This window comes from Bradyrhizobium sp. CCBAU 51627 (genome assembly GCF_028128765.1).
GTDB lineage: Bacteria > Pseudomonadota > Alphaproteobacteria > Rhizobiales > Xanthobacteraceae > Bradyrhizobium.
The window spans coordinates 12,015-27,136 of the sequence record NZ_LBJG01000073.1 but is presented as its reverse complement, the minus strand read 5'-3'; the positions used below and the strand labels follow the sequence as shown (position 1 = coordinate 27,136).

The window sequence follows — 15,122 nt, the reverse complement described above, 5'->3', positions numbered from 1 at the left end:
GACATCGCCACGCGCCTTGGCCGGTGGCCACCGGCCAAGGCGCTAAGTCGCTTCCATCGCACAAAATGGTCCCGTGCAGATACAAGGGGTATCTATCCACGCGCAACGCTTTTCGTGGCGAAAGAGACCCCGTCTCGCCGCTATCGCGGCGAGCCACCCTCTCCCACAAGGGGAGAGGGTAGGAAAGGCTCACCACATCGTCGCGGCGGCACGCTCCGGCCAGGCGCGATCATATTCCGCGCCGCCGACCTTGTTCTGGCTCATCTCGGCGAGGATCTGGCCCGGTGTCGGCAGCGTCTTCGGATCGACGCGCTTGTCGGGATTCCAGAGATCGGCGCGGACAATGGCGCGTGCGCATTGGAAGTAGATCTCGTCCACCTTCGTCACCATGACGCTGCGCGGCGCCTTGCCCTGGACCTCGAACGAGGCCAGCAGTTCGGGCGCGACCGAAAGGTGCGCGCGGCCGTTGGCGCGGACGGCGTTGCCGGAGCCGGGGATCAGGAACATCAGCGACACCCGGGGGTCGCGCACGATGTTGCGAAGGGAATCGATCCGGTTGTTGCCACGGCGATCCGGAAGCATCAGCGTTTTCGGATCGTGGATGCGGACGAAGCCGGGGAGATCGCCGCGCGGCGAGCAGTCGATGCCTTCCGGCCCGATGGTGGCGAGCGCCGCGAACGGCGCCTGCTCGATGAAGACGCGGTAGAGCGGGGTGACGTGGTCGGCGACTTTAACGGTCGAGGCGTCGTTGGTGGCGCCGTAGATGGCTTCTAACTGTTCGACCGTCTCAATCACCGTCATTCCGGTCTCTCCTGTCCTGCCGGCTATTCGCCCCAGCATTCGTTCCTGATCACGCGCACGAGCTGGCGGCCGTGATAGTCCGCGCTGCCGGCGTTGAGGATGGTAACATCGGCATGGGTCGATGAATCGTCAACGCTGCGAGCGAGCCGATCGGCGATGTTGCCGTCGCTGTGACGCGCGCGTGCGGCAAGCCGCTGCGCCAGCACGTCCGGCGGCGCCGTGATCGCGACAACGACGACGTTGGCGTAGGCTTGGCGCAAGGCGGCAATCACTGTCCGCGAGACGTTGGCGACGACAGTGCGGCCCGCACGGATGTCGCCGTTGATCTCCAGCGGCAGGGCGTAGCAATGCCCATGCGCCTCCCAGTGCACCGCGAAATCGCCGTGCTCGCCTGCGCGGCGGAAATCGTCGGGACTCATTGCGATATTGTCCTCATCGGACGACGACGCACGCGTCACGATACGGCGCGGAAAGACGACATCCCGATCATCGGCGCAGGCGACCTGCGCCAGCCGCAGCAGCGTGTCCTTGCCGGCGCCGCTCGGACCGACCACGAGCACGAGCCGGCCGGGACCGATCGCGCCCGCCCTGTCCTGTGCCGTGGTCTCGGTCCTGCTCATGCGACACGGCCGCCTTCGCGCCAGACGCTGCGGACCACGGGAACGCTGCCCGCAATGTGGACGCGGATCAGATCGGCACGCTTGCCGATGGCGATCTCGCCGCGATCGGTGAGGCCGACCGCGTCGGCAGGCGCCTTGGTCACGGTGCGAACGGCCGCCGGCAGGCTGATCGAGGGCGCATGCTCGGGCAATTGCAGCGCGCCCATCAAGAGGCTCGACGGGATGTAGTCCGACGACAGGATATCGAGCAGGCCTTCGCGCGCGAGATCGACCGCGGCGATGTTGCCGGAATGCGAGCCCCCGCGCACGACGTTGGGCGCGCCCATCAGGATGTCGACGCCGGCCCGGTGCAGGCCGCGCGCGGCCTCCAGCGTGGTCGGGAATTCCGCCACCGCGACGCCGTCACGCACGGCATCCGCGACGTTCTCCTCGGTGGTGTCGTCATGGCTCGCCAGCGGAATCTTGTATTCGTGCGCCAGCGCCACGATCTCGCGCATATTGGTCGCAGCATATTTCTTCTGGTACTCGAAGCGCTTTGCAAAGAGCTCGTCGAGCTCGGCATCGGTCTTGCCGCCGCCCTTGCCGCGGTAGTAGTCGCGGAGCTTCACTTCATCGCGGAACTGGCGCTGGCCGGGCGTATGGTCCATCAGCGACATCAGCTTGACGTCCGGCCGGTCGATCAGCTCCCTGGCCTCCTCGACCACGCTCGGCATCGGGATTTCGCAGCGCAGATGCAGGAAGTGGTCGGCCCGCAGCAAATTCGAATCGCGCGCGGTCGTGATGGCGGCGGCGAGCACGCCGGCGCGGCCGTCAACTTCCTCGGCGCCGTCCTCGCGCCAGACCCTGAGCGAATCGAACACGGTGGTGATGCCTGACGTGGCGAGCTGGCCATCATAGGAGACGACCGCCGCGACCGGGTTCCAGAATACTTTTGGGCGCGGCACGTAGTGCGCTTCGAGGTGATCGGTGTGGAGCTCGATCAGGCCGGGCATGATGAGATCGCCGCCAGCGTCCCCTGCCCCCGCGGGTGCAGTCCCATCGCCGATCTCGGCGATGCGTCCGTCGGCAAGAGCAAGCCAGCCCTGTTCGATCACCCGGTCAGCCAGCACGATCCTGGCGTTGGCGATCACGGTGTCCTTCGGCTTCATGTCCCTCTTCCTTCAGGCCGCGGCGGCAAAGCCGGTGACGTCGACGATACGGTCGGCGATCAAATGGCGGATTTCGTCGTCATGGACAATGGCGACCATGGCAACGCCACGGCGCTTCTTCTCGGCAACCAGCTCGACCACGATGGCGCGGTTGGCGGCATCGAGCGAGGCGGTCGGCTCGTCCAGCAGCAGGATCGGCAGATCCGAGATGAAGCCGCGCGCGATGTTGACGCGCTGCTGCTCGCCGCCGGAGAAGGTCGCCGGCGGAAGCGGCCAGAGCCTTTCGGGAATGTTGAGGCGATGAAGCAGCGCCCCGGCGCGCGCCTGTGCATCCGCGCGCGTCATGCCACCGGCAATCAGGGGTTCGGCGACGACGTCGATGGTGGCGACGCGCGGCACCGCGCGCAGGAACTGGCTGACATAGCCGATGGTGGAGCGGCGGACGTTGAGCACCTGACGCGGCTCGGCGGTCGCGAGATTGATGATCTCACCGCGATGGCGGATGCCGATGCGACCGGAATCGCAGCGGTAATTGCCGAAGATCATCTTCAGGATCGACGATTTGCCGGCGCCTGATGGCCCTGACAGCACGACGCACTCGCCGGGATCGACGTGGAAGGTGACGCCGCGCACGACGGGCAACTCGATGCCGCCCTGCAGGTGCATGGTAAAGGTCTTGTTGGCGCCGGCGATGTCGATCATGGCAGTCATCGGAGAACTCATGGCGGCAGAATCGAGGAAACGAGGAGCTGGGTGTAGGGCTCGCGCGGATCGTCCAGCACCTGGTCGGTGAGGCCGGTCTCGATGACGCGGCCGCCCTTCATCACCATCACACGATGCGACAACAGGCGCGCGACGGCGAGATCGTGGGTGACGATGACGACGGCGAGATGCAGCTCGGCAACGAGGGTGCGCAAGAGATCGAGCAGGCGCGCCTGCACCGAGACGTCGAGGCCGCCGGTCGGCTCGTCCATGAACACCAGCAGCGGTCCGGTGACGAGGTTGCGTGCGATCTGGAGACGCTGGCGCATGCCGCCCGAATAGGTGCGTGGCGCATCGTCGATGCGGGCGACATCGATCTCGACCCGCGTGAGCCAGTCGGAGGCGGATTCGCGAATCCGACCATAGTGATTCCAGCCCACCGCCATCAGCCGCTCGCCGACGTTGGCGCCGGCCGAGACGGCCATGCGCAGCCCCTGGGCCGGGTCCTGGTGCACGAAGCCCCAATCGGTGCGGAACAGCAGGCGCCGCTCGGCCTCGCCGAGCGCAGCGAGATCGCGGGTGACGCCGTCGCGCATCCGATAGGACACGTGGCCGCCGCTCGGCGCGAGCTGGCCCGACAGCAGCTGCAGCAGCGTCGATTTGCCGGAGCCGGATTCGCCGACGATCGCCAGCACCTCGCCGGGATAGAGCGAGAACGACACCTCGCGGCATGCAGCGATGCGGCCGTAGGATTTGCTGAGGCTATCGGCGATCAGCAGCGGCTGATCGGCTTCGAGAAGGTCAGCCATTTGCGTCTCCCTGCGCCTTGTCCTTGTAGGGCGCAGCACTCAGGGCGCCATGATGGCCGGCGGCCTGACGGCCCTCGCAATAATCGGTGTCCGAGCAGACGAACATGCGGCTGCCCCTGTCGTCGGTGACGATCTCATCAAGATAGGAGTTTTCGGCGCCGCACAGCGCGCAGGGCGCATTGAAGCGGTAGGGTTCGAACGGGTGATCCTCGAAATCGAGCGACACCACCTGGGTATAAGGCGGGATTGCATAGATGCGCTTCTCACGGCCGGCGCCGAACAATTGCAACGCCGGACAATTGTCCATCTTGGGATTGTCGAATTTCGGCGTCGGCGACGGATCCATCACGTAGCGCGCATTCACCTTCACCGGATAGGCGTAGGCGGTAGCGATGTGGCCGAACCGTGCGATATCCTCGTAGAGCTTCACATGCATCAGGCCGTATTCGGCGAGCGCATGCATGCGCCGGGTCTCGGTCTCGCGCGGCTCAAGGAAGCGCAACGGCTCGGGAATCGGCACCTGATAGACCAGCACCTGGTTTTCGTGCAGCGCCGCCTCGGGGATGCGGTGACGGGTCTGGATCACGGTCGCCTGGTCGGTCGCCGTGGTCGTGCCGACGCCGGCGGTCTTGGCGAAGAACTTGCGGATCGAAATCGCGTTCGTGGTGTCGTCCGAGCCCTGGTCGATCACCTTCAGCACGTCTTGCGGGCCAAGGATTGCTGCCGTCACCTGCACGCCGCCGGTGCCCCAGCCATAGGGCATCGGCATTTCACGGCTGGCGAACGGCACCTGATAGCCGGGAATCGCGATCGCCTTCAGGATCGCGCGGCGGATCATCCGCTTGGTCTGCTCGTCGAGATAGGCGAAATTGTAGGCGGGCGCGTTCATTCCGCGGCCTCCTTCATGCCATCGGACGCATCGGCTTCAAGAGAGGCTTCGGCAAACTCCTTGCGCAACTTGCGCAGGAGGCCGAGCTCGGACTGGAAGTCGACATAGTGCGGCAGCTTCAGATGCTCGACGAAGCCGGTCGCCTGGACATTGTCCGAATGCGACAACACGAATTCTTCATCTTGCGCCGGGGCCAGCGCCTCTTCTCCGAGCTCGCGGGCGCGCAAAGCACGATCCACCAGCGCCATCGACATGGTCTTGCGCTCGCTTTGCCCGAAGGCAAGCCCATAACCGCGCGTGAAGCACGGCGCTTCGGTGGCGGAGCCCTTGAACTGGTTGACCATCTGGCATTCGGTCAGCTCGATCGCGCCGAGCGGCACGGCGAAGCCGACGTCTTCGCCGACGAATTCGACCTCGACCTCGCCAAAGCGAATTTCGCCAACGAAGGGGTGATTGCGGCCGTAGCCGCGCTGGGTGGAGTAGCCCATCGCCAGCAGAAACCCCTCGTCGCCGCGCGCAAGATTTTGCAGGCGCAGATCGCGATCGGCCGGGAAGTTCAGCGGCTCGCGGGTGAGATCGCCGATAGTGGCGCCCTCTTCCGCCTGCGGCGAGGATTCGATCAGTCCGTCGCGGCCGAGAATGTCGGTCACGCGCGGCGTCGGTGCGGTTGATGCCTCTGACGTCGCCGGCGCTTCCGGCACAAAGCCCTCTGCGAGCGACGGATCGAGCAGGCGATGCGTGTAGTCGAAGGTCGGCCCGAGGATCTGGCCGCCCGGAATATCCTTGAAGGTCGCGGACACCCGCCGCCGCACCCGCATCGCGCCGGTATCGACCGGCTCGCTGGCGCCGAAGCGCGGCAACGTGGCGCGGAAGGCGCGAGCCAGGAAGATCGCTTCGATCAGATCGCCCCGCGCCTGCTTGATCGCCAGCGCCGCAAGCTCGCGGTCATAGAGCGAACCCTCGCTCATGACGCGGTCGACGGCGAGCCCAAGCTGCTCCGAGATCTGGTCGAGAGAGAGTTCCGGCACGCTTTGATCGCCGCGCCTGGCATCTGCGAGCAGGCGATGGGCGTTCTCGATGGCGCGTTCGCCGCCTTTGACTGCGACATACATGCGTCAGCCTCCCTTGTTCACGATGCGCGTGGTGCGCGGGATCGCAACCACGGCATCGTCGGCGACCAGGACCAGGTCGATGCCACGCGGAAACAGCGTCTCATTGCGGCGCAGGCACACGAACAGGTCGGATGGTTTGATCGACGCCTGCAGCGTCGCGACGCCGTCGATGCCGGGGCCTCGCAGTTCGAAGCTGCGGCCCGAATCCAGGCTGTCGACCTGGATGATCACCGTGGTCGAACGGTCAGGATATTCGTTGGTGCCGAGCGCGAAACGCTCGAGCGGGGGCAACGCATCGCCGTGGCTGATCAGCGCAAACGAAGCAATCGACGTATCCTGCACCACCGGCGCGCCGGTGTGGAACTTGAGCCACTTCAAGACATCGGAGCTTTCCGACATCCGCGCATCGAGCCAGAGCGGCGTGTCGTGGTCGAACAGCGTCAGCGCGATCGCGGCAGTGCCGCGCATCATAGAGCCAGCCGTTCCCGCCATCGGCACGATGCGCTGGACCGAGCCCGGCCGGGCCATCGCATCCATGACCGAGCGAAAGGTCGATTGCGCCGACAACACCTTGTCGGCGAACCCCGGCGGCAGCTCCGCAATCGTGGTCACGGCCTCACCCCTCACCGCGCACCATGGTATAGAAATCAACCTTCGTCGCGGCGGCCTGTTCGGCCTGCCGCTTGCGCCGGACCATAAGCTGCTCTCGCAACGGCGCGATTATGGCGCGCTCGACGGCGGCACCAAAGTCGCGCGATTGCACCAGCGCATCACAGAGGGCGATCAGCCGCGCCTTCTCACTGTTGCGGCCGAGCGTGTAGCCGAAGCCGACCTCCCCGCTCACAAGCCGCACCGCTGCGCGCGACACAGTGGCTTCGCCGAGATTGAACGGCGCGCCATCACCGCCGACCCGCCCGCGCAGCATGACGAGACCGTTTTCCGGCGCGCGCAAATCCTGATGTCCAGGCAAGGAGATCGTGCGGAGGCGGGCGGCGATCTCGCCCGCCTCCGCGTGCGCCAGCACGGCCATGGCGGCCTGGCGCTGGGCCTGCTGGGTGTTGTGTTGGCTCACCGAATCCACCGAACTTCCGACAGAATTGCCGAATCCAAGTTGTCTATGATACTAGACAACTTCATACGGGCGCGCCATGACTGTTTCGTGACAAAGGCATGATTTTCGGGCTAGGCTGATCGGCGACATGAGCATGCAGGACACTGCCTCCTCGGGCGTCGCGTTGTGGCGCCTCGTTGCCGACGGCATCGAACGCGGCATCGCCGACGGCCGCTTTTCCGCCGGCGACAGGCTGCCGGGCGAGATGGAAATCGCCGAGACCTACCGGGTCAATCGCCACACGGTGCGGCGCGCGCTCGCGGCGCTCGCCGAACGCGGCATCGTGCGCGCCGAGCGCGGCAGCGGCACCTATGTCGAGGCGCAGAAGCTCGCTTATCCCTTGCGCTCGCGCACGCGCTTCTCCGAGATCGTCGGCGCCGACGGCCGCGAGCCGCATGGAAAGATGATCGACGCGTCAGACGATGTCGCGACGCGCGAGCTCGCGCGAGAGCTCGGATTGAAGACCGGCGCCCCCTTGGTGCGGATCGAAGCCATTCGCCTCGCCGACCGCACACCGATCTGTGTTTCCACCACCTGGTTGTCGGCCGAGCTGTTTCCGGGCGCAGGCACGGTATTTGCCGCGACACGCTCGATGACAAAAATGCTCGAACATTACGGAATCCGCGATTACCGCCGTGGCGCCACTCGAATCACCGCCGGCATCGTCGATGCCACCGACGCCGCGCGGCTGGATCTGCCGCTGGGGCGGCCGGTCCTGGTGGTCGACGCGACCGACCACGCTCTCGACGGCAAGCCGCTGGTGACGAAGCACTCTCGCTTTGCGGCAGAGCGGGTGGAGTTTCTGGTGGAGCCGTAGGCTCTTCCCTCTCGCCTTGCGGGAGAGGGTGGCTCGCCGCGACAGCGGCGAGACGGGTGAGGGGTTCTCTCCGCGAGCCAACTTTCTCACAGTTGAATTTGCGGAGAGATACCCCTCATCCGGCGCTTCGCGCCACCTTCTCCCACAAGGGGAGAAGGGAAGAAGGAAGCTAGGCCACAGCCCGCCTGCCAATGATCGCAAAGCGCAGCTTGCCCGAGATGTAATCGATCGCGGCGACTGCGACCAGGATCATGAGGATCAGGAACGAGACCTTCTGCCATTCCAGCACGCGGATCTGCTCGGCAAGCTGCAGGCCGATGCCACCGGCGCCGACGATGCCGATGATGGTGGCCGAGCGCGTGTTGGATTCGATGAAATAGAGCACCTGGCCGGCGATGACGGGAAGCACCTGCGGCATCAGGCCGAAGCGGATCTCGTGCAGCGCGCTGCCGCCGGCGGCGCGAATGCCCTCGACCTGCTTCCGGTCGGCGCCTTCGATCGCCTCGGAGAACAGTTTGCCGAAGGCACCGAAATCCGAGATGGCGATGGCGAGCACGCCGGCGAACGGGCCGAGTCCAACCACGTTGATCCACACCAGTGCCCAGATCAGCGTATCGACACCGCGGATCGAATCGAGAAAGCGGCGCACCGGAAAGCGCAGGAGGATCGACGGCACGACATTGCGCGCCGCAAACAGGCTGACCGGCAGCGCCAGCAGGGCGGCCAGCGTGGTGCCGAGCAGAGCGATCGACAGGGTCTCGCCCAGCGCCTTCAGATAGAGCGGCAGCGACGAGCCGGGATCCGGCGGGATCATCATCATGCTGATCCAGCCGAGCTGGCTCAGCCCCGAGATGAAGCGCGAGGGCGAGAAATCGAGATCGACCAGGCCGAACACGAAGATCGCAAGCGCCGCCACCAGCATCATTGGCGTCGCCAAGCGCGACGACGCCGGACGGTCGAAGACGTCGGGATAGCGCGCGCGGAGCTCCGCAGCATTCACCTCCGGCTTCTTGCTCACGTGCGCGCCTCCTTGCCGAACAGCCGGCCGCGTACCCAGCCGGTCGTGATGTCGATCAGGAAGACCGTGGCGATGATGGTCACGAGGATGGCGCTGACGTCGGAGTAGTAGAATTTTCGGATCGCGACGATCAGTTCCTGTCCGATGCCGCCGGCGCCCACGAAACCTATCACCGAGGCCTCGCGCACATTGATCTCGAAGCGCAACAGCGCGTAGCTGGCATAGCCCGCCGAAACCTGCGGCAAGATCGCAAAGCGCATGCAGGAGAGCCAGCTTGCGCCCGTGGAGCGGATGCCCTCGACCGGCTTCATGTCGGCATTCTCGACGATCTCCGAAAACAGCTTTCCGAGCGCGCCGGTGGAGTGGATCGCGATTGCGAGCACGCCCGCCATCGGCCCGAGTCCGAACGCGATGACGAAGATCAGCGCGAAGACGATGCCGGGCACGGTGCGCGCGAATTCGAGCAGCCGCCGCACCGTGAAGCGCAGCCAGGGCGCGGGCGAGGTGTTCTCGGCCGCGAAGAAATTCAGTGCGAAGGCGAAGACGGAGCCGATCAGCGTACCGACATAGCTGATCAGCAATGTCTCGCCGAGCAGCTTCAGCCATTTGCGCCAGCCCCAGAACCACTCCCCGACATTGGTCCAGACCCGCTGGCCGCTGTCGAGGGTGAGGATGCGATCGAAATAGCTGACGAAATTGCCGAAATAGCTGAAGAAGGTGCGAAGGTTCACCTCGGCGCCGATCGAGGCCACGATCAGCGCGGCGACGAAGACGGCGAGGCCCGCGAGCAGACGCAGGCGCTTCCGCGCGACCGCCTTGCGATAGGCGGCGTTCATGGCAGCGAGTTGCTGCTCGGGCAGAATCGAGACCGCGATCGTCATGGGTTCGGGCGAGGACTATCCATCAAGAAAAAGAGCCGGGTCCATCGACCCGGCTCGAGGTGCATCGTCCCGACGAGCTCAGGACGCCTTCTTACGCAGATTGTCGACGAACCTAATCAGCTCGATGGTCTTGTTGTAGTCGTCGTTGGCGATCGGCTCCCACGGCTTGTTCTTGCCATCGGAAAGCTTCTTGAACGCCTCGGGGTCCTTGGTCGCCGCTTCGAGGAAGGCCTTCTTGATGGCGGCCTTCATGTCGTCAGGCAGATCGCTGAGATAGGCATAGGGCGAGTTGATGATGAGGTCGGACTTCACGATGATGCGGAAGTCTTCCTTCTTCATCACCGTGCCGTCGCCCGACTTCACCATGCCCTTGTTGAGCATGCGGGTCAGGTTGGAATCATCGTCCGCGTTCCACCAGTTGGCGGCGACGTCGACGGTTCCTTGCGCCAGCGCCAGCACGGCGTTCTCGTGGCTGCCGGTGAAGACCACCTTCGAGAAGTAGGCATCGGGGTCGATGCCCATCGCATTCAGCTTGAAGCGCGGCATGTTGTTGCCGGAGGTGGAATTCGGATCGACAAGCCCGAGATTCTTGCCCTTGAGGTCCTCGATCTTCTGGTAGGGCGATTTCGCCAACACATAGAAGACAGAGTAGTAGCCCTTCGAACCATCGGAGTTGACGTCGATGACGAAGGCGTCGGTCTTGACGCCGGTGACACGGGCTCGCGCGAAGGACGCCGGACCGTAATAGCCGATATGGATGTTACCGGCGCGCTGCCCCTCGATGAGGGCGGCGTAGTCATTGGCGACGCGCAGCGTGACCTTGATGCCGAGCTCCTTCGACAGGTAGTTGATGAAGGGAGCGTAGCGCTCGGTCACGCCCGAGCCGTTCTCGGCCGGAATCGCGGCGAAGGTGATTTCCGGATATTTCGCCCTCCAGTCTTCGGCGGAAGCGGATCCGGCAAAGGTCAGCGCGGCTGCGCCGGCAAGAACCAGTCTGCGAGTGATCATCGATAGCCCCTTCTTTGGTTAAGGTCGGTTCGTACGAAAGCCAGTGACGGGACGCAGCTCAGGCCGCCGCGGCCGTTCCGAGTGCCGGAACGCCCGCGGGCACCGGCGCAGGCGTGGCGCCCATGACGTCGGCGGCTTCGAGATCGTAAAGCTCGCGGGCGACAAGGTCGGTCAGCGCGGATGGCGCGCCGTCGAACACCACGCGGCCCGCCGCCATGCCGATCAGGCGGTCGCAATAGCTGCGCGCCAGGTCGAGCGAATGCAGGTTGCAGAGCACGGTGATGCCGAAATGCTTGTTGATGCGCAGCAGCGCATCCATGACGATTTTGGTGTTGCGCGGATCAAGCGAGGCGATCGGCTCGTCGGCGAGGATGATGTCGGGCTGCTGCACCAGCGCCCGGGCGATCGCGACGCGCTGCTGCTGGCCGCCGGAAAGCTGGTCGGCACGCTGGGCGGCGAGCGAGGCGATGTCGAACTGTTCGAGTGCCGACATCGCCAGCGCCCTATCCTGCTCGGGCCAGAGCTGCGACAGCGAGCGCCAGGCCGGCATGGTGGCGAGACGTCCCATCAGCACGTTGGTCAGCACGTCAAGCCGGCCGACCAGGTTGAACTGCTGGAAGATCATCGCCGATCGGGCCCGCCACTGCCGCAGCTCCCTGCCGCGCAACGCAGTGACATCGACGCCGTCGAACAGAATCCGGCCCTGCGTCGGCGTCACCAGACGGTTGATGGTCCGCAGCAAGGTCGACTTGCCGGCGCCGGAGCGCCCGATCACACCGACGAAGCCGCCGGGAGAGATTTGAAACGAAGCGTCGTCCACCGCGGCTTTTGCGCCGAAGCGGCACGTCAGACCTTCCACCACCAGCATGCAGGGCTCCAGAGTAGCTGGAGCCCACCGCTATCGCCGGCGCTTGACACTTGTGTGACACGTGCAATGCGGTGCGGCGATCGAGCACACCTCATCCCCTGTCATCGTCGCGTCATGACATCGTCATCGAGCCACTCGAAGACGAGCGCCCGCCCCTCGAACTTCCGGATGCAACATGACCAAGGTGCTATCGGTCGAGCCGACCATCGATCCCTCGGCGAGGCTGCACGAGACGAGGCTCGGCGCCTACACCGAGGTGGGCGCGCGCACGATCCTGCACGAGGTGACGATGGGTGATTACTCCTATGTCGTCAACGACGCCCAGATCACCTACGCCACCATCGGAAAGTTCTGCTCGATCGCGGCGATGACGCGGATCAATCCCGGCAATCATCCGATGCATCGCGCCACGCAGGCGCACTTCACTTACCGCTCCAGCGCCTTTTTCCCGGGCGAGAGCGATAATGCGGATTTTTTCGAGTGGCGGCGCCGGCATCACGTCCATATCGGCCATGACGTCTGGATCGGTCACGGCGCGATCGTGCTGCCGGGCCGCAATGTCGGCACCGGCGCGGTGATCGCGGCCGGCGCCATCGTCACCAGGGACGTGCCCGCCTATACCATCGTCGCGGGCAATCCGGCCCGGATCGTGCGCCGCCGGTTCTCGGAACAGATTGCCGGACGGCTTGCCGAGCTGGCATGGTGGGACTGGGATCACGACAAATTGCGTGAGGCGCTGCCCCATTTCCGCAAGCTCTCGATTGAAGATTTCCTGACGACATACGAAGCAGGGGCAAGCTCCTCCTCCAGCAAACGAAGCGCGGTCGCGTGACAGACATTTTCATCCAGGGTGGCCGGACCCTGATCGGGTCCGAGTTTGTCGAGACTTCCCTTGGCGTATCGGGAACGGAGATCGGTCACATCGACGCATCGCGCGGCCGCGCGCAGCTCGCGATCGATGCGCGCAATCTGCTGGTGCTGCCGGGAATCGTCGATCTGCACGGCGATGCCTTCGAGCGGCAGATGATGCCGCGTGCCGGCGTCGATTTCCCGATCGACGTCGCGCTGGCCGAGACGGACCGCCAGGTCATCAGCAACGGCATTACCACGGTGTTCCACGCTACCACCTGGTCGTGGGAGCCGGGCTTGCGCAGCGGCGACAATGCACGGCGCTTGCTCGAGGCGATCGAGCGGCAGCGTCCGCACTTTGCTGCCGACACCCGCTTCCATTTGCGGCACGAGACCTACAATCTCGATGCCGAGGCAGAGATCGGCCAATGGCTGAGCGAGGGACGCGTCGACCTGTTCGCCTTCAATGACCACATGGACGGCACCGTCGCCGACATGGCCAAGCCGCGCAAGCGCAACCGCATGGTGGAGCGCACCGGCCTGTCGAGCGAGGCGTTCGACAAGCTGGTCGCGCATGTCGTCTCGCGCGCCGCCGGTGTCCCGGCCTCGATCACCCGGCTCGCAGCAGTGGCTCGCGGCGCCGAGGTGCGTATGCTCTCGCATGACGATGCGACGCCATCGATGCGGCGGAATTTTCGCGCCATGGGCGTGACGCTCGCCGAGTTTCCGATCAACGAGGAGACGGCGCGCGAGGCCGCGGCCGCAGGCGATGCCATCGTCTACGGCGCGCCGAACGTCGTGCGCGGCGGCAGCCACACCGGCTGGACCAAAGCGTCGGACATGATCGCGAAGGGGCTCTGCTCCGTGCTGGCTTCGGACTATTATTATCCGGCGCCGCTGCTGGCCGCGTTCCGCCTTGCCGCAGACGGCGTGCTGCCGCTGGCGGAAGCGTGGCACTTGATCTCGTCGGCGCCCGCGCGAGCCACCGGCCTGACCGATCGCGGCGCGCTCGCGGCAGGCCGTCGCGCCGACATCCTGCTCGTCGACGACAACATCCCGCTGCGGCCGCGGCTAATCGCGGTGATCGCGGCCGGCAAGCTCGTGCATCTGACCGATGCGACGCGGCTGCTCGGCACGGCGGCGACGCCGCGCGAGACTGTCGTTGCGGCGTAAATTGGTTATGCTCCGGCAATGACAGGTCCTCCCCGCTACGCGATCTATTTTGCCGCCGGTGCCGACAACGCGCTCACCCGCTTCGGCGCCGAGTTGCTCGGCTATGAGGCCTATAGCGGCGATGAGGTCCCGTTTCCGGGCGCGGCGCTACGCACGGCGCCGGACTGGCGCGACATCACCGCCGATCCCCGCAAATACGGTTTTCATGGCACGCTGAAGGCCCCGATGGCGCTGGCATCAGACAAGACCGAGGCCGAGCTCGTTGCGGCTTGCGCCGCATTCGCCGGCAAGATCCGGCGGATTCCGGTGATCCGTCCTGTGGTCGATGCGATCAGCGGCTTCATCGCCATGATCCCGGCCGAGCCGGTCGACGCCCTGCAAAAGCTCGCCGCCGATTGCGTCCGTGATTTCGACTGCTTCCGTCCGCCTCTGACGGCGGAGGATCGCGCGCGGCGCAGGCCGGAAAAGCTTACCGAGCGCCAGCGCCAGTACCTCGATCGCTGGGGTTATCCGTACGTGATGGAAGAATTCCGCTTTCACATGACGCTGACGGGACGGCTCGATGCCGAGAGGCGCGGGCCGATCCTGGAGATGCTGCGAGCGAGGTTTGCGGCGCTGAGGCTCGAGACGCTGCCGATCGATCGCATCACGCTGTTCAAGCAGGATGATGCGAAGGCACGCTTTCGCATCATCGGCGAGTGGACTCTGGCGCGGGTGGAGCTCAGCGCCAGCTCACGAGATTGAAAGCGAGCGCCACCGCGCCGACCATAATGAGGCTGGTCGCCCATACTGCATCGAGATTGAACCAGCTTCGCGAGACGAACCTCAATCCCAGATGGCGGTAGACCAGCCACGCCAGACACCCGCCGGCGCCGACCATGGCGGTCACATGCACCAGGGACACCAGCACCGCCATCCCGAGGCTTGCCTTCATCAGCGCGCCCGCCGCCTCATGGCCGGCATCGAGATCGAAGGCCCGGCAGAGCCCGAGGTAGATCGGCACCAGCATCAGGGCGGCGCCATGAGCGATGGCGACGGCAAACGACCAGAGCGCCAGTTGTGTCGGCGGAATTCGGGTCAGCGCGCGCGGATGACGACGGTCGATCAGCCGATAGACGCCAAAGCCGATGACGAGAAGGCTCGCACCGAGCTGGACTGGACGCTGCCACTCGGCCAGCACGAGCAGGAAGGCGAATGGCAGCAGCACGAGAAGTGTTGCCAGGAGATGCCCGGCCGACAGGGCCCACAACGCACGGAAGAGCGCGCGCGGGCTCTTGTCCATGAGCCCGGCCGAAACGGCGAGTGGCCATCCCATT

Annotated in this window: 18 protein-coding genes; 4 read left to right on the top strand and 14 right to left on the bottom strand. The window is 65.4% G+C overall.

Features of this window, described 5'->3' with window-relative positions; all coding sequences use genetic code 11:
- Positions 1–189: 189 nt before the first annotated feature.
- The 9 genes from XH88_RS26525 to phnG are packed head-to-tail and all read right to left on the bottom strand — an operon-like array spanning position 190 to position 7,162.
- Positions 190–801, bottom strand: a complete 612-nt coding sequence (locus tag XH88_RS26525) for a pyridoxamine 5'-phosphate oxidase family protein (protein ID WP_271671192.1) — start codon at positions 799–801, stop codon at positions 190–192.
- 23 nt (positions 802–824) lie between these two features.
- The gene (gene phnN, locus XH88_RS26520; RefSeq protein WP_271671191.1) at positions 825–1,421 is read right to left on the bottom strand and encodes a phosphonate metabolism protein/1,5-bisphosphokinase (PRPP-forming) PhnN; all 597 of its coding nucleotides are present in this window, start codon (positions 1,419–1,421) and stop codon (positions 825–827) included.
- Positions 1,418–2,569 (bottom strand): alpha-D-ribose 1-methylphosphonate 5-triphosphate diphosphatase, encoded by a 1,152-nt coding sequence (locus tag XH88_RS26515; RefSeq protein WP_271671190.1) that lies wholly within the window; start codon positions 2,567–2,569, stop codon positions 1,418–1,420. Before XH88_RS26515 ends, phnN begins: the two co-directional genes overlap by 4 nt.
- Before the next feature lie 12 nt (positions 2,570–2,581).
- Positions 2,582–3,280, bottom strand: a complete 699-nt coding sequence (gene phnL, locus XH88_RS26510; RefSeq protein WP_271671189.1) for a phosphonate C-P lyase system protein PhnL — start codon at positions 3,278–3,280, stop codon at positions 2,582–2,584.
- Between the two features lie 8 nt (positions 3,281–3,288).
- Positions 3,289–4,080, bottom strand: a complete 792-nt coding sequence (gene phnK / locus XH88_RS26505) for a phosphonate C-P lyase system protein PhnK (RefSeq protein WP_271671188.1) — start codon at positions 4,078–4,080, stop codon at positions 3,289–3,291.
- Entirely contained in the window at positions 4,073–4,969 is an 897-nt protein-coding gene (locus tag XH88_RS26500; RefSeq protein ID WP_271671187.1) for an alpha-D-ribose 1-methylphosphonate 5-phosphate C-P-lyase PhnJ, read from the bottom strand. The genes phnK and XH88_RS26500 overlap by 8 nt, the downstream gene beginning before the upstream one ends.
- Complete coding sequence (locus XH88_RS26495) at positions 4,966–6,081, bottom strand: carbon-phosphorus lyase complex subunit PhnI (RefSeq protein ID WP_271671186.1); 1,116 nt, start codon at positions 6,079–6,081, stop codon at positions 4,966–4,968. The genes XH88_RS26500 and XH88_RS26495 overlap by 4 nt, the downstream gene beginning before the upstream one ends.
- Before the next feature lie 3 nt (positions 6,082–6,084).
- Positions 6,085–6,693, bottom strand: a complete 609-nt coding sequence (gene phnH, locus XH88_RS26490) for a phosphonate C-P lyase system protein PhnH (RefSeq protein WP_271671185.1) — start codon at positions 6,691–6,693, stop codon at positions 6,085–6,087.
- Between the two features lie 4 nt (positions 6,694–6,697).
- Positions 6,698–7,162: a phosphonate C-P lyase system protein PhnG gene (phnG, locus tag XH88_RS26485; RefSeq protein ID WP_271671184.1), complete on the bottom strand. Its 465-nt coding sequence runs from the start codon at positions 7,160–7,162 to the stop codon at positions 6,698–6,700.
- 118 nt (positions 7,163–7,280) lie between these two features.
- Between phnG and phnF the strand changes: the two genes are divergently transcribed.
- Positions 7,281–8,009, top strand: a complete 729-nt coding sequence (phnF, locus tag XH88_RS26480; protein ID WP_271671183.1) for a phosphonate metabolism transcriptional regulator PhnF — start codon at positions 7,281–7,283, stop codon at positions 8,007–8,009.
- A gap of 169 nt (positions 8,010–8,178) precedes the next feature.
- Here phnF and phnE (XH88_RS26475) read toward each other — a convergent pair whose 3' ends face one another.
- The 4 genes from phnE (XH88_RS26475) to phnC form a co-directional block, all read right to left on the bottom strand.
- On the bottom strand, positions 8,179–9,027 hold the full coding sequence (phnE, locus tag XH88_RS26475) for a phosphonate ABC transporter, permease protein PhnE (RefSeq protein WP_271671182.1): 849 nt from the start codon (positions 9,025–9,027) through the stop codon (positions 8,179–8,181).
- Positions 9,024–9,908 (bottom strand): phosphonate ABC transporter, permease protein PhnE, encoded by an 885-nt coding sequence (gene phnE / locus XH88_RS26470; RefSeq protein WP_271671181.1) that lies wholly within the window; start codon positions 9,906–9,908, stop codon positions 9,024–9,026. The genes phnE (XH88_RS26475) and phnE (XH88_RS26470) overlap by 4 nt, the downstream gene beginning before the upstream one ends.
- Before the next feature lie 78 nt (positions 9,909–9,986).
- On the bottom strand, positions 9,987–10,916 hold the full coding sequence (gene phnD, locus XH88_RS26465; RefSeq protein WP_271671180.1) for a phosphonate ABC transporter substrate-binding protein: 930 nt from the start codon (positions 10,914–10,916) through the stop codon (positions 9,987–9,989).
- 58 nt (positions 10,917–10,974) lie between these two features.
- Positions 10,975–11,784, bottom strand: a complete 810-nt coding sequence (gene phnC, locus XH88_RS26460; RefSeq protein ID WP_271671179.1) for a phosphonate ABC transporter ATP-binding protein — start codon at positions 11,782–11,784, stop codon at positions 10,975–10,977.
- 175 nt (positions 11,785–11,959) lie between these two features.
- On the opposite strand from phnC, the gene XH88_RS26455 reads away from it, so the two are divergent.
- The 3 genes from XH88_RS26455 to XH88_RS26445 are packed head-to-tail and all read left to right on the top strand — an operon-like array spanning position 11,960 to position 14,550.
- Positions 11,960–12,616, top strand: coding sequence for a chloramphenicol acetyltransferase (locus tag XH88_RS26455; RefSeq protein WP_271671178.1), 657 nt, complete (start codon positions 11,960–11,962; stop codon positions 12,614–12,616).
- Positions 12,613–13,806, top strand: a complete 1,194-nt coding sequence (locus tag XH88_RS26450; RefSeq protein WP_271671177.1) for an alpha-D-ribose 1-methylphosphonate 5-triphosphate diphosphatase — start codon at positions 12,613–12,615, stop codon at positions 13,804–13,806. Before XH88_RS26455 ends, XH88_RS26450 begins: the two co-directional genes overlap by 4 nt.
- Positions 13,807–13,824: 18 nt before the next feature.
- Positions 13,825–14,550, top strand: coding sequence for a DUF1045 domain-containing protein (locus XH88_RS26445; RefSeq protein ID WP_271671176.1), 726 nt, complete (start codon positions 13,825–13,827; stop codon positions 14,548–14,550).
- On the opposite strand, the gene XH88_RS26440 is transcribed toward XH88_RS26445, so the two are convergent.
- The gene (locus XH88_RS26440) at positions 14,528–15,121 is read right to left on the bottom strand and encodes a hypothetical protein (RefSeq protein ID WP_271671193.1); all 594 of its coding nucleotides are present in this window, start codon (positions 15,119–15,121) and stop codon (positions 14,528–14,530) included. The two genes, XH88_RS26445 and XH88_RS26440, sit on opposite strands and share 23 nt — an antisense overlap.
- Position 15,122 lies beyond the last annotated feature (1 nt).

Bases quoted from the DNA above. Each gene is read 5' to 3' on its own strand.
- phnC (WP_271671179.1), bottom strand. From the start codon at position 11,784: ATGCTGGTGGTGGAAGGTCTGACGTGCCGCTTCGGCGCAAAAGCCGCG.
- XH88_RS26455 (WP_271671178.1), top strand. From the start codon at position 11,960: ATGACCAAGGTGCTATCGGTCGAGCCGACCATCGATCCCTCGGCGAGG.
- XH88_RS26445 (WP_271671176.1), top strand. From the start codon at position 13,825: ATGACAGGTCCTCCCCGCTACGCGATCTATTTTGCCGCCGGTGCCGAC.
- phnL (WP_271671189.1), bottom strand. From the start codon at position 3,280: ATGACTGCCATGATCGACATCGCCGGCGCCAACAAGACCTTTACCATG.
- phnF (WP_271671183.1), top strand. From the start codon at position 7,281: ATGAGCATGCAGGACACTGCCTCCTCGGGCGTCGCGTTGTGGCGCCTC.
- XH88_RS26525 (WP_271671192.1), bottom strand. From the start codon at position 801: ATGACGGTGATTGAGACGGTCGAACAGTTAGAAGCCATCTACGGCGCC.
- phnD (WP_271671180.1), bottom strand. From the start codon at position 10,916: ATGATCACTCGCAGACTGGTTCTTGCCGGCGCAGCCGCGCTGACCTTT.
- XH88_RS26495 (WP_271671186.1), bottom strand. From the start codon at position 6,081: ATGTATGTCGCAGTCAAAGGCGGCGAACGCGCCATCGAGAACGCCCAT.
- phnK (WP_271671188.1), bottom strand. From the start codon at position 4,080: ATGGCTGACCTTCTCGAAGCCGATCAGCCGCTGCTGATCGCCGATAGC.
- XH88_RS26515 (WP_271671190.1), bottom strand. From the start codon at position 2,569: ATGAAGCCGAAGGACACCGTGATCGCCAACGCCAGGATCGTGCTGGCT.
- XH88_RS26500 (WP_271671187.1), bottom strand. From the start codon at position 4,969: ATGAACGCGCCCGCCTACAATTTCGCCTATCTCGACGAGCAGACCAAG.
- phnN (WP_271671191.1), bottom strand. From the start codon at position 1,421: ATGAGCAGGACCGAGACCACGGCACAGGACAGGGCGGGCGCGATCGGT.
- XH88_RS26440 (WP_271671193.1), bottom strand. From the start codon at position 15,121: ATGGGATGGCCACTCGCCGTTTCGGCCGGGCTCATGGACAAGAGCCCG.
- phnE (WP_271671181.1), bottom strand. From the start codon at position 9,908: ATGACGATCGCGGTCTCGATTCTGCCCGAGCAGCAACTCGCTGCCATG.